Raw genomic sequence first — 11,531 nt, 5'->3', positions numbered from 1 at the left:
GGCATCTACACCGGCAACGGCCAGCACATCGCCGCCCGCAGCCCGGGCACCCCGCTGTACGAGTCCCCGATCTACATCTCCAACCCGATCTTCATCCGCGTCGGCTGACCGACGCCACCGCACCCCCGGACCCCGGGGTGCCCCGCGTGGCACCGACCGCCACGCCCCCACCGCGCCGGCCCGCCCCCTCCCCCGGGGCGGGCCGTCGCCATGTCCGGACCCGTCCGGCCTCTCCCGAGGAGTCATGTCATCGCCGCTCTCCGTCGTGTCCCGCTCGCTGCGCGCTCGGCACGCCCCGACGCCTCCCCTCGTGAGCCCTCGGCGGCGTCTACCATCCCTCGGGTGATGTTCAAGGCCGTCGGGGACGGACGTCCCTACCCGGACCACGGCTTGACGACCCCCCGTGAGTGGGCCGCCGTCCCGCCCCGCCAGGTGCGCCTGGACCAGCTGGTGACCACGAAGGCCACGCTCGACCTGCGCTCGCTGCTGTCCACGGACTCCACGTTCTACGGCGACCTGTTCGCCCACGTCGTGTCCTGGCGCGGCAGCCTCTACCTGGAGGACGGCCTTCACCGCGCGCTGCGTGCCGCGCTGCAGCAGCGGCTGGTGCTCCACGCGCGCGTTCTCGAGCTGGACGACGAGGGGCGAGTCCGTGAGCAGGTCTGACTCCGTTACGGTTCCTCCTGTGACGGAGGAGATCGTGACCGACGACGCCGCCCTCCGGCGTGCGGCGCGACGGCGCCGGCTCCAGCAGCGCCAGACGGTCGTCCTCGGCGGGCTGGTCATCGTCCTTCTCGTCGCCGCACTGATCGCCGGCGCGATGTGGGCGGGTCTGCTGCCGGCCCCGTTCAGCCGGGAGTTCTCCCGGGAGGAGCCGACCGGGCAGCAGGTCGTCCAGCCGTGCCTGCCCGAGGGTGCCGTCCCCGTCGACCTCGGATCGGTCACCGCGAACGTCTACAACGGCACGGACACGGCCGGCCTGGCGGCGACCACGGCCGAGACCCTCGGCGCCGCCGGGGTCCTGATCAACCAGCAGGCCAACTGGCCGCAGGGCGCCTACGAGGGCGTCGTGCAGATCGTCACCGGCCCGCTCGGGGTGACGGCCGGCTACACCGTCGCGCGGCTCTTCCCCGAGTCCGTCGTGACGCTGGACGCGCGCACCGACGAGTCGGTCGACGTCGTGCTGGGCGCCGGCTACACCAAGATGCTCAGCGCCGACGAGATCGCCGCGCTGGACCCGGCGGCACCGCTGACCTCGCCCGAGGGCTGCCAGCCCGTGGCGGCGCCCCCCGCGGACGCTCCCGCGGAGGGCTGACCGCCGCCGGGGCGGACCGGCCGGGCGCCGCCCTACCGGTGCAGCTCTCCGGGGTTCAGCTCCGCCCCCGCGGGGGCCGACGCCGGCGACGCCGCCTCCTGGCTCGTGCCCCTGGCCCGCGCGATCTGCCGCATCACGTGGTAGACGACGAGTGCGGCGGCGGACCCGAGCGCGATGCCCTCGAACTTCATGTCCCCCACGACCCACGTGAAGTTGGCGATGCCGAGGATCAGGGCCACCGCAGCGGTGTTGAGGTTGACCGGGTCGGAGAAGTCCACGCGGTTCTGGACCCAGATGCGCACGCCGAGCATGCCGATCATCCCGTACAGCACGGTCGCGGCGCCGCCCAGCACACCCGGGGGGATCGTCGCGATCAGCTGGCCGAACTTCGGCGACATGCTCAGCAGGAGGGCCACCAGCGCGGCCACGAGGTACGCGGCGGTCGAGTACACGCGCGTCGCCGCCATCACCCCGATGTTCTCCGCGTAGGTCGTGGTGCCGGACCCGCCGCCGGCGCCGGCGAGCGCGGTGGACAGGCCGTCGGCGAAGAGCGCCCGGCCGGTCACGTCGTCGAGGTTCTCCCCCGTCATGGCGGCGACGGACTTCACGTGCCCGACGTTCTCCGCCACCAGGACGAGGACCACCGGCAGGAACAGGCCGAGGAGCGCGGGGTCGAAGCTCGGGGCGGTGAACTCCGGCAGACCGAACCACGCCGCCTCGTAGACCTCCGTCATGCTGACCTCGCCACGGATCCGGGCGGTGGCGTAGCCGACGAGCACCCCGAGCAGGATCGACAGCCGGCCGAGGATGCCGCGGAGGAGCACGGTGCACAGCAGGATCGCGCCGACGGTCACGACGGCGGTCACGGGCGCCTGCTGGACGTTGCCCCACGCGGACGGCGCGAGGTTGAACCCGATCAGGGCGACGATCGAGCCGGTGACGGTGGGCGGCATGACGATGTCGATCCACCTGGCGCCGGCGAAGTGCACCACCAGGCCGATGATCGCGAGCAGGACGCCGACGGCGACCACGCCGCCGAGCGCCGAGGACATGCCCTGGGACGCGGTGGCCGCGGTGATGGGGGCGATCAGCGCGAAGCTCGAGCCGAGGTAGCTAGGCACCCGGCCGGCCGTGATCACGAGGAACAGCAACGTGCCGACCGCCGAGAAGAACAGGGTGGTCGCGGGCGGGAAGCCGGTGAGCAGCGGGACGAGGAACGTCGCGCCGAACATGGCGACGACGTGCTGCGCGCCGATGCCGATCGTCGCCGGCCAGCTCAGCCGTTCGTGCGGCGCCACCACCTCACCGGGGCCGATGCGGCGCCCGTCGCCGTGGACCGTCCATCTGCCAAAACCCGTGCGTGCGCTCATCGCGCCCTCCCGATCGTCGTAGCGCCTGCGCCCACGCCGTCGGGGGGCCGGTTCGGGAGCACAGGTTAGTGCCACGACGGCCTGGCCGGTCGCCGCCTGTGCCATCCTGGGCGGCGGCGGGACCTTCTGACCGGCCCCGACGTGCCGTGCCGACGGCCCGACGTGAGGAGAGTCGCATGGGCGAGGATGACGGCCGGCCCGGGCAGCCCGGCGCGGCGCGACCGGAGAACCCGTTCGCCCCGCCGTCCGTCCGGCCCGCGCCCGCGCCGCGCGCCTACCCGTCGGACTACGCCACCGCTCCTGCCCCGGGCACCGGTCCCTCGCCCTACGCCCCGCCCCCGAGCGCGACGCCGGCCGCCGGCCCGCCCCCGCCCCACCGCCCCGCGGACGACGGCGCCGCCCTCGCCTTCCCGGGCAGCGATGACGTCGACCACCGCGTCGTGCTGGCCGGGCCGGGATACACCTCCGCGGTCGTGCGCAACGACCCGCTGGCGGTGGCCGCGCTGGTGCTCGGGGTTCTCGCGGTGGTCCCCGGGGTCGGTCTCGCCGCGGTCGTCTGCGGCCATCTCGCGCTGCGCCGTCAGGACGGCTACGGCGGGGGCCGCGGGCTCGCCGTCGCCGGCCTGGCCCTCGGTTACGCCCTGACCGCTCTGTGGGCCCTGCTGCTGCTCGCGATCTGGGGGCTGCGGACCTCCTGAGCGGACGGCGTCCGGACGGGCCCGCCCGCGACCGTAGGATCGCGGGCGTGAAGCCGTTCCTGCTCCTGGCCACCCGCCCCGAGGACGCCGCCGCCGAGAGCGAGTACGAGGCCTTCCTTCGCTACGGCGGACTGGCCGAGCGCGAGCTCGTGTGGCTCCGCCTCGAGTCCACGCCCCTGCCGCCCCTCGACCTCGACGACTGGTCGGGGATCATGCTCGGCGGCAGCCCGTACACCAGCTCCGTCCCGGACCGGCACAAGTCCGACACCCAGCTGCGCGTGGAGCATGAGCTCTCCCGGCTTCTCTCCGTGCTCATCCCCGCCGACTTCCCGTTCCTCGGCGCCTGCTACGGCGTCGGCACACTCGCGCGGTACCTCGGAGCCAGGCTCGACGAGACCTACGCCGAGCCGATCTCCGCCACCACCATCGAGGTGACCGACGACGGCGCCGCCGACCCTCTCCTCGCCGGCATGCCGCCGTCGTTCGAGGCCTTCGTCGGCCACAAGGAGGCGGTGAGCAGACTCCCCGACGGCGCCGTCCTCCTCGCGCGCGGCGAGGCGTGCCCGGTGCAGATGTTCCGCGTCGGGCAGAACCTCTACGGCACGCAGTTCCACCCCGAGCTCGACGTGCCCGGCATCCTCGAGCGCATCCGCATCTACCGCGACGCCGGCTACTTCGACCCGGCCGAGCAGGCGCAGGTGGAGGCCTCCGTGCGCGACGTCGACGTCAGCGCCCCGCAGCGGATCGTCACGAACTTCGTGGCCCGGTACGCGCGCGACTGACCGCTCCGCCGCCCGCACGGCCCACGCCGCGCGCCCGACGCGTCCCGCATCCCGGCACGGCGTGCAGCCGTGCTGTGCCACCCGGCATCATCTCCGCCCATGACCACCCAGACCCCGGGCGCGCCCGGCGCACCGACCGCCGAGGACCGCTCCGCCCGCGTCGCGGTGACCGTGTTCCCGCTGCTGATCCTCGCCGGCGCCGCCGTCGCGTTCCTGCTCCCGGGCACCTTCACGCCCCTGGGCGCCGCGATCAACCCGCTGCTCGGCATCATCATGTTCGGGATGGGGCTGACCCTGACCCTGCCCGACTTCCGGCTCGTCGTCACCCGCCCGCTGCCCGTGCTGCTCGGCGTGATCGCGCAGTACTCCGTCATGCCGCTGCTCGGTCTCGGCGTGTCCTGGGTGCTGCAGCTCCCGGCCGAGCTCGCCGCGGGGATCATCCTCGTCGGCTGCGCGCCCGGCGGGACGGCGTCGAACGTCGTGACCTACCTGGCCAAGGGCGACACCGCGCTGTCCGTGACGATGACCTCCGTCTCCACGCTCCTCGCCCCGCTCCTGACGCCGGTGCTCACGCTCTGGCTCGCGGGGCAGTACATGCCGGTCGACGGCGTCGGGATGGCGGTGTCCATCCTGCAGATCGTGCTCGTCCCGGTGGCGCTGGGCCTGGTCGTGCGCATGCTCCTGCCCGGGCTGGTGGGCCGAGCCCTGCCGGTGCTGCCCTGGATCTCCGTCGTCGCGATCACCCTGGTGGTCGTCGCCGTCGTCTCCGGCAGCGCCGACCGGATCGTCGAGGCCGGGCTGCTCGTCCTCGCCGCGGTCGTGCTGCACAACGTGCTCGGCTACGCCGTCGGCTACGGGTTCGCCGCGGTGACCCGGCAGCCGGAGCGGGTGCGCCGCACCGTCGCGGTCGAGGTCGGCATGCAGAACTCGGGCCTCGCCGCCGGCCTCGCCACCATGTACCTCAGCCCGCTCGCGGCGCTGCCGGGCGCCGTCTTCTCGGTCTGGCACAACGTCTCGGGCTCGATCCTCGCGGCTCTGCTCCGCCGTCGTCCGCTCGCTCCCGAGCCGGACCGGGTGGAGGCCGTCGCCTCCTGACCGCCCGGCGGACGGACGGCGGACGGGCGATCAGCGCGCCAGCACCGTCCGTTGTGTGTCACCCTTCTGCGATGACCGACCTCCCACGCCTGGCCGTGCGCCGGACGGTGTCGACGACGCTGCCGACGGAGCACGGGACCTTTGCCATGCACGGCTACGACGGCGCCGGCGGCCTCGGGCACGTCGCCCTCGTGATGGGTGACGTCGCCGGCGAGGGCGTCGCAGACGCCGCCCCGCTCGTGCGGGTGCACTCCGAGTGCCTCACCGGGGACGCCTTCGGCTCGCGGCGGTGCGACTGCGGCGAGCAGCTCCACGCCGCGCTCGGCGCGATCGCCCGGGAGGGCCGCGGCGCCGTCGTGTACGTCCGGGGGCACGAGGGCCGGGGCATCGGCCTGCTGGCGAAGCTTCAGGCGTACGCCCTCCAGGACGCGGGCCTGGACACCGTGGACGCGAACCTCGAGCTCGGCTACCCCGCGGACGCGCGGACCTACGACGAGGTGGCCGACATCCTCCACGACCTCGGCGTCAGCCGCGTGCGCCTGATGTCCTCGAACCCCGAGAAGGCCGAGCGCCTCACGGAGCTGGGCATCGAGGTCGTGGCCCGGCAGACGCTGCCGGTGGCGGACCGGCCCGAGAACGCCTTCTACCTCGACACCAAGCGGCGCCGCATGCGGCACGACTCCGTGGGTGCCGTGCCGGATGCGTGGGCCGAGCTGGTGGCCGGCCGGGTGCCGGAGCACGGGGTGGCCAGCCCCGACGCGGTGCTGCTGGACCGCTACGGGCCGCTGGTGGCCGCGGGTCCGGAGCTGACGGTCGGGCAGCTGGCCCAGAGCATGGACGGGTTCATCGCGGCGCGCTCCGGGGACGCCGAGTTCGTCAGCGGGGAGCAGGACCGCGAGCACCTGCACCGGCTGCGCGCGCTCGTGGACGCCGTGGTGATCGGGGTCTCCAGCGTGGTGGCGGACGACCCGCGCCTGACGGTGCGGGCCGTCCCGGGCGCCTCGCCCGTCCGGGTGGTGCTCGACCCCGGTGCGCGCGCGCCGCGCCGGTCCCACGTGCTCACGGTCGACGACGCCCCGACCCTGTGGGTGGTCGGGGCGGACGCCTCGGTGCCGGAGGCCGCCTCGCACGTCGGCGTGCTGCGACTTCCGCTGGGGCCGTCCGGGTTCGAGCCGGCCGCGGTCCTGGCGGCGCTCCGGGAGCGCGGGCTCGGCCGGGTGCTCGTGGAGGGCGGCGGGCGGGTGGTCTCGGCGTTCCTCGCCGCGGGGCTCCTGGACCGCCTGTTCCTCACCACCGCGCCGCTGCTCATCGGCGACGGCGTGCCCGGCATCCGCTTCGACGGCTCGGACCGGCTCGCCGACGCCCTGAGCGCGCCCGTGCGCCGGTTCGTGCTCGGCGAGGACATCTGCACCGAGATGGACCTGGCGGCTGTGCGCGCCTGAGGGTCACGGCAGGGTCTGGCTCACCACCGCGGCGGTGACGTCCCAGCCCGGCAGCCGGGCGCGGGAGTCGAGAGCGGCGCGGCGCCACTCGTCCCGCAGGGATGGGTCGGTGAGCCACCGGCGCAGCACCTCCGCCAGCGGGCGGGGGTTGCCGGTGGGCACGGCGGCACCGGGTGTGCCCGGGCCGGTGAGGCCCGGCGCCGCGCCGGCCCGACGCCCCTGCGTGCCCCGCGGCGCGCCGCGGGTCAGGGCCTCGACGGCGCCCGTGCCCGCGCCGACCACGGCCGGGACGCCGTGGGCGAGCGCCTCGAGGACGACCATCCCGAACGTCTCGGTGCGGGAGGTGAGGACCAGCAGGTCCGACGCCGACCACTCCGCCTCGAGCGCGTCGCCGACCAGCGCCCCGGCGAGCCGGACCCGCTCGCCCAGGCCGGCCGCCTCGCGCCGCACCGCCTCGGCGTAGCCCGGGTCCACGTCGGGCGACCCGACGAGGACGGCCGTCCACTCGAGGTCCGCCACCTCGTGGAGCGCGCGGACGAGCGTCAGCGGGTCCTTGGTGGGCGTGAGGTTGGCGACGGCGAGCAGGCACGGCGGTGTCGAGCCCGTCGCGAGCCGGGCCCGGCGGGCCCCGGGGCGGGCCACCCGGACGTCCCGGAGGCCGTGGCGGGCGGCGAGGTCGTCCGCCGCGGTCCGGCTGGTCGCGACGACGGCGGAGGCCGCGCGCAGGGCCCGGCCCTCGGTCTCCTCGCGGCGTGCGGCGTCGGGCGCGGCGAGCCCGACCTCGTCCGCGGCGGCCATGTGGACGAGGACGACGACGCTCCGCCCGGCGGCCACCGCCGCCTCGACCGGTCCCGGGGCGCCGCTCGCCACGATGCCGTCCACCAGGCTGACCGGCTGGGCGGCCAGGGCTGCAGCGAGGCGGTCGAGGTCGGCCCCGTCCGGGTCCGGCCAGCTGCCGGGAAGGGCGTGGACGACGACGTCGGTGCCGGCCGCCCGGAGCGCGGCGACGAGCTCGCGGTCGTAGGTGTTGCCCCCGCTGGGACCGGTGCGGTCCCACGTCACGAAGCCGAGGGGACCGGGCCCACCGTCGGCGTCCGCCGTCGTCCCGGCCCCCAGCTCCGCCGTCGCCGGCCCCTTCCGGACCATCGCGGCTAGAGCTCGCGGGTGTAGGTGGCCCAGGCGTCGGGGTGCTCGCGCAGGGTGACGTCGAGCCCGGCGTAGACGCCCGACGGAAGCTGCGCGGCGACCCGGTCCGCGACGAGCTTCGCGAGCGCCTCCGTGGTGGTGAGCGTGCCGGCCAGGTCGGGGTGCTCGTCGAGGTTGGTGTAGTCGAGGTCGGCGAGGGCGTCCTTGAGGAGCGTCGTCGCCTCGCCGATGTCGATGACGATCGCCTCCTCCCCCAGCTCCGCCCGGCGGATCGTCAGCTCGACGACGTAGGTCGCGCCGTGCAGGGCCTGCGCCGGCCCGAAGGCGGGGTGCGGCAGGGAGTGGGCGATCATCATGCGGTCACGGACGGTCAGGGCGAACATCAGGCTCCTTCGTTGGTGGACCCGGGGGTCTCGGGGTAGACGACGACGTGGCAGAGGGGTGACCCGTCCCCCGCGTAGAGCCGCTCCATCGCCGCGGGCAGGCCCGCGAGGTCGGAGCGGCTGGTGAGGAACGCGTCGAAGGCGGGGTCGGCGAGCAGGCGCAGGGCGAGGGCGAGCCGGTCCGCCGTCGTCCGGCGGGCACGCCGGGCCGCGGAGACCGCGCCCACCTGGCTGGCACGGATGCTCAGCCGGCGGGCGTGGAAGGCGGCCCCGAGGGGGACCTGCGGCTCGCGGGTGCCGTACCAGGACATCTCGATGAGCTCGCCCTCCTCGCCGAGGAGCTCGAGCCCGCGGGCGAGCCCGGCCTCCGACGCGGAGCAGTGGATCACGAGGTCGCACTCGCCGGCGGCGTCGTCCGGGTGCACCCACTCGACCCCGAGCGTGGCGGCGAGATCCGCGCGGGCGGGGTCGACGTCGACGAGCTGGAGCCGGTCCAGGGGGAAGGTGCGCAGCAGCGCCGCCACCGCGCCGCCGACCATGCCCGCCCCGACGACCGCGACCCGGTCCCCCAGCCGCGGGGCGGCGTCCCACAGCGCGTTGACTGCGGTCTCGACCGAGCCGGCGAGGACGGCGCGGTCGGAGGGGACGTCTTCGGGCACCGGGGTGAGCGCGGCGACCGGGACGACGTAGCGGTCCTGGTGCGGGTAGAGGCAGAAGACGCGGCGGCCCACGAGGTCCGCCGGCCCCTCCTCGACGACGCCGACCGAGAGGTAGCCGTACTTGACCGGTCCCGGCAGGTCACCCTCCTGGAACGGTGCGCGCATCGCCGGGGCGACGGCGGCGGGGACGGCGCCGGCGTGGACGAGCATCTCCGTGCCGCGGCTGACACCCGACCGGAGCGTGCGCACGAGCGCCTCACCCTCGGCGGGTGCGCGGCCGGGCTCGGTGCGCAGCTCGCCGTTGCGGGGCGATGTCGTCCAGTAGGCGGTCCACATGGAGTCGATTGTGTCGTGGACCTGCGACGGCGCACGCCCAGCGCCGGTGCGCCATACCCTCGGGAACGTGGGACGGATGCGTGGCATCGTCGAGGAGCCGGCCGGACTGCGGTACGTGCCGGACTTTCTCACCGAGGCGCAGGAGGACTGGCTCCTCGAGCGCCTCACCGGCCTGGAGTACGGCGAGGTCCGCATGCACGGCCAGGTCGCCCGGCGCGTGGTCCGCCACTACGGCGTGGGCTACCACTTCGAGACCGGGGCGGTGACGCCCGGCGAGCCGGTCCCGGACTGGCTGCAGCCCGTCCGGGATCGCTGCGCCGCTCTGCTGGGGCGGCCGACCGCGGAGCTGGCGGAGGCGCTCGCCACGTTCTACCCGCCCGGCGCCTCGATCGGGTGGCACCGGGACGCGCCCGCGTTCGGTGACGTCGTCGGGGTCTCGCTGGGTTCGCCGTCGCCGTGCGTGAGCCGCGCTACTCGTTGACGTTCCGCACGCTGCGCCAGCGGTTCGCCGACCGGAGCACGGCGGCGGCACGGGACGGCGAGGGGCCCGGCGCGGGTACCGGCGGGGACGGGGGCAGCTCAGCCGGCGGCGAGACGCCGGTTACCGTGGGTCGCGGGCCCTCGTGCCCTGCCCGCTCGTCTGATAACTGAGGATGTTCATGGATCTGCACGACGACCTGCTCGACGTGCGCGCCGTCGCGTTCGACGTCGACGGCACCCTTGCCGGCGGCGACCACCGCGTGAGCCCGCGGACGCTCCGCGCGCTGACGGACCTGAGGGCGGCCGGGGTCGAGCCGATCATCGTCACCGGCCGGATCGTGGGAGCCGCGACCGCGATCCTGGCCGACGCCGGGATCGACGGGTACGCCGTCGCCTCGAACGGTGCGGTGGCCATCGACACCCGCGACGCCGACCCGCTCCACGCGGCCCTCATGGACCCCGACGAGGCGCAGGCCGTCGTCGCCTTCTGCGAGGGCCGGGCGGTGGAACCGTCGCTGTTCACGGTCGACACGATGGTCGCCGAGGAGGGCAGCGTGATCCACGGCCTGCTCGTCGCCGCCGACCCGACCGCCCCGGCCAGGGCCGTCCCGCCCGGCGAGCTGCCGTACGCCGAGTCCACCAAGGCGGTGATCTTCGGCGAGCCCGCCACCCTCGATGCCCTCGACGCGGAGATCCGGGCCGCCTTCCCTCGCATGGTCCGCTCGATGGACACCGCCTTCGAGATGAGCGCCGAGGGCGCCGACAAGTGGGTCGCGCTGAGTGCCGTCCTGGAGCGGCTCGGCATCCCGCCGGAGCGTTGCGCCGGGATCGGCGACGGCGAGAACGACGTCGTGTGGCTCTCGCGGGTGGGGTTCCCGGTCGCCATGGGCAACGCCCGCGAGCCGGTCCGCGTGCTGGCACGGCTGCAGATCGGGCATCACGGGGACGAGGCGGTTGCCGAGCTGGTCGAGGCCCTGCTGGAGGCTCGCTCGGCCAGGTAGCGGCGCCGGCCGTTGTCGCGCTCGGCCGGCCACGCCCGCGGCTCTGATCCCGCGCCGCCCTGCCACCTCCGCACCCGATCTCGACCGGCCCGGTAGGCCCGCGCGGATCAGACCGTGCATCTCAGCGCGGAGTTTGTCCTCGGTCCGTGACCCCGTGGACCGTCCCGATGTCGGCATCCGACGTCCTTCACAGGACCATCCGTGTTTGCACAGGGAGGAAGGGCGGAGACCTCGATGTCAGTGGTCGAACATACGGTCGATCCATGGACGTAGGCGAGGTTCGTGGTGGTGGCGGGTGGTGCTGCTCGCAGGACGGGTGGCACGGTCCGTGCGCGCACCTGCTCGCCCTGGCCAGTGCGGTGGGGGCGGCGGAGCGGCTGGCGCGGGCGCGGGAGCTCTCCAGCACCGGCCTGCGGGGGTTGGGGGTGCTGCTGGAGGCGGGGGACCCGTGGGCGCAGGAGGTGCTGGAGGACCTGCTCGGCGCGGACGGGGAGAGCCCGGCGCGGCCGGTGGCGCCGGTGGACGTGGAGGGTGCGGCGGTGCTGGGTGGGCTGGCGCCGGCGGGGTTCACCCGCACCTCGCCGCTGCCGGCCGAGGACGCAGACGCGGACGCGGACGCCGACGCCGACGCCGACGCCGACGCGGACCGGTCTTCGGGCACCGATCGCCCGTCCGGCACCGGGACGGACGGTCCCGCCGGCCGCCCGCCCGGCACCGGCGACGGCAGCGCCGCCGCCGAGGACGCCGCCGGCACCGACCACCCGTCCGATGCCGCGGCCGACACGGACGCGGACGCCGCCGCCGACACGGACGTCGACGGTGAC

The 11,531-nt window shown here is 75.1% G+C and carries 12 protein-coding genes and 1 pseudogene; 9 read left to right on the top strand and 4 right to left on the bottom strand.

The genetic code is table 11. The annotated features are described in order from the left end of the window. Window positions 1–342 precede the first annotated feature (342 nt). Both KZX45_RS19630 and KZX45_RS19625 read left to right on the top strand, forming a co-directional pair. Complete coding sequence (locus KZX45_RS19630; RefSeq protein WP_248259447.1) at window positions 343–666, top strand: type II toxin-antitoxin system VapB family antitoxin; 324 nt, start codon at window positions 343–345, stop codon at window positions 664–666. Window positions 667–685: 19 nt separating this feature from the next. Then, a complete protein-coding gene (locus KZX45_RS19625) occupies window positions 686–1,315 on the top strand; it encodes a LytR C-terminal domain-containing protein (RefSeq protein ID WP_248259446.1) in 630 nt (209 codons plus the stop codon). Between the two features lie 32 nt (window positions 1,316–1,347). On the opposite strand, the gene KZX45_RS19620 is transcribed toward KZX45_RS19625, so the two are convergent. After that, the gene (locus tag KZX45_RS19620) at window positions 1,348–2,685 is read right to left on the bottom strand and encodes a uracil-xanthine permease family protein (RefSeq protein ID WP_248259445.1); all 1,338 of its coding nucleotides are present in this window, start codon (window positions 2,683–2,685) and stop codon (window positions 1,348–1,350) included. A gap of 176 nt (window positions 2,686–2,861) precedes the next feature. On the opposite strand from KZX45_RS19620, the gene KZX45_RS19615 reads away from it, so the two are divergent. From KZX45_RS19615 to ribA, 4 genes are all read left to right on the top strand, one after another. After that, a complete protein-coding gene (locus tag KZX45_RS19615) occupies window positions 2,862–3,383 on the top strand; it encodes a DUF4190 domain-containing protein (RefSeq protein WP_248259444.1) in 522 nt (173 codons plus the stop codon). 47 nt (window positions 3,384–3,430) lie between these two features. After that, window positions 3,431–4,165, top strand: coding sequence for a glutamine amidotransferase (locus KZX45_RS19610; protein WP_248259443.1), 735 nt, complete (start codon window positions 3,431–3,433; stop codon window positions 4,163–4,165). 99 nt (window positions 4,166–4,264) lie between these two features. After that, window positions 4,265–5,260 (top strand): bile acid:sodium symporter family protein, encoded by a 996-nt coding sequence (locus KZX45_RS19605; RefSeq protein ID WP_248259442.1) that lies wholly within the window; start codon window positions 4,265–4,267, stop codon window positions 5,258–5,260. 71 nt (window positions 5,261–5,331) lie between these two features. After that, complete coding sequence (gene ribA, locus KZX45_RS19600) at window positions 5,332–6,702, top strand: GTP cyclohydrolase II (RefSeq protein ID WP_248259441.1); 1,371 nt, start codon at window positions 5,332–5,334, stop codon at window positions 6,700–6,702. 3 nt (window positions 6,703–6,705) lie between these two features. Here the strand turns inward: ribA and KZX45_RS19595 are convergent, their stop codons facing one another. The 3 genes from KZX45_RS19595 to KZX45_RS19585 are packed head-to-tail and all read right to left on the bottom strand — an operon-like array spanning window position 6,706 to window position 9,226. Next, complete coding sequence (locus KZX45_RS19595; RefSeq protein ID WP_248259440.1) at window positions 6,706–7,848, bottom strand: glycosyltransferase family 4 protein; 1,143 nt, start codon at window positions 7,846–7,848, stop codon at window positions 6,706–6,708. 5 nt (window positions 7,849–7,853) lie between these two features. Continuing rightward, a complete protein-coding gene (locus KZX45_RS19590; protein ID WP_248259439.1) occupies window positions 7,854–8,231 on the bottom strand; it encodes a 6-carboxytetrahydropterin synthase in 378 nt (125 codons plus the stop codon). Continuing rightward, the gene (locus KZX45_RS19585; RefSeq protein ID WP_248259438.1) at window positions 8,231–9,226 is read right to left on the bottom strand and encodes a zinc-binding alcohol dehydrogenase; all 996 of its coding nucleotides are present in this window, start codon (window positions 9,224–9,226) and stop codon (window positions 8,231–8,233) included. Before KZX45_RS19585 ends, KZX45_RS19590 begins: the two co-directional genes overlap by 1 nt. A gap of 76 nt (window positions 9,227–9,302) precedes the next feature. Between KZX45_RS19585 and KZX45_RS19580 the strand changes: the two genes are divergently transcribed. The 3 genes and pseudogenes from KZX45_RS19580 to KZX45_RS19570 form a co-directional block, all read left to right on the top strand. After that, complete coding sequence (locus KZX45_RS19580; RefSeq protein WP_248259448.1) at window positions 9,303–9,707, top strand: alpha-ketoglutarate-dependent dioxygenase AlkB; 405 nt, start codon at window positions 9,303–9,305, stop codon at window positions 9,705–9,707. 178 nt (window positions 9,708–9,885) lie between these two features. Beyond that, window positions 9,886–10,707 carry an HAD family hydrolase gene (locus tag KZX45_RS19575; RefSeq protein WP_248259437.1) on the top strand — a complete coding sequence of 274 codons (822 nt, stop codon included), beginning with the start codon at window positions 9,886–9,888 and terminating at the stop codon, window positions 10,705–10,707. Window positions 10,708–10,970: 263 nt separating this feature from the next. Beyond that, window positions 10,971–11,531: pseudogene (locus KZX45_RS19570) on the top strand (hypothetical protein); the annotation flags it as partial.

The sequence above is a fragment of the Georgenia sp. EYE_87 genome, assembly GCF_023148685.1.
In the GTDB taxonomy this organism is placed as follows: Bacteria; Actinomycetota; Actinomycetes; order Actinomycetales; family Actinomycetaceae; genus Georgenia.
This window is presented reverse-complemented; position numbering and strand designations above follow the sequence as displayed.

Bases quoted from the DNA above. Each gene is read 5' to 3' on its own strand.
- KZX45_RS19590 (WP_248259439.1), bottom strand. From the start codon at position 8,231: ATGTTCGCCCTGACCGTCCGTGACCGCATGATGATCGCCCACTCCCTG.
- KZX45_RS19575 (WP_248259437.1), top strand. From the start codon at position 9,886: ATGGATCTGCACGACGACCTGCTCGACGTGCGCGCCGTCGCGTTCGAC.
- KZX45_RS19580 (WP_248259448.1), top strand. From the start codon at position 9,303: ATGCGTGGCATCGTCGAGGAGCCGGCCGGACTGCGGTACGTGCCGGAC.
- ribA (WP_248259441.1), top strand. From the start codon at position 5,332: ATGACCGACCTCCCACGCCTGGCCGTGCGCCGGACGGTGTCGACGACG.
- KZX45_RS19615 (WP_248259444.1), top strand. From the start codon at position 2,862: ATGGGCGAGGATGACGGCCGGCCCGGGCAGCCCGGCGCGGCGCGACCG.
- KZX45_RS19605 (WP_248259442.1), top strand. From the start codon at position 4,265: ATGACCACCCAGACCCCGGGCGCGCCCGGCGCACCGACCGCCGAGGAC.
- KZX45_RS19585 (WP_248259438.1), bottom strand. From the start codon at position 9,226: ATGTGGACCGCCTACTGGACGACATCGCCCCGCAACGGCGAGCTGCGC.
- KZX45_RS19620 (WP_248259445.1), bottom strand. From the start codon at position 2,685: ATGAGCGCACGCACGGGTTTTGGCAGATGGACGGTCCACGGCGACGGG.
- KZX45_RS19595 (WP_248259440.1), bottom strand. From the start codon at position 7,848: ATGGTCCGGAAGGGGCCGGCGACGGCGGAGCTGGGGGCCGGGACGACG.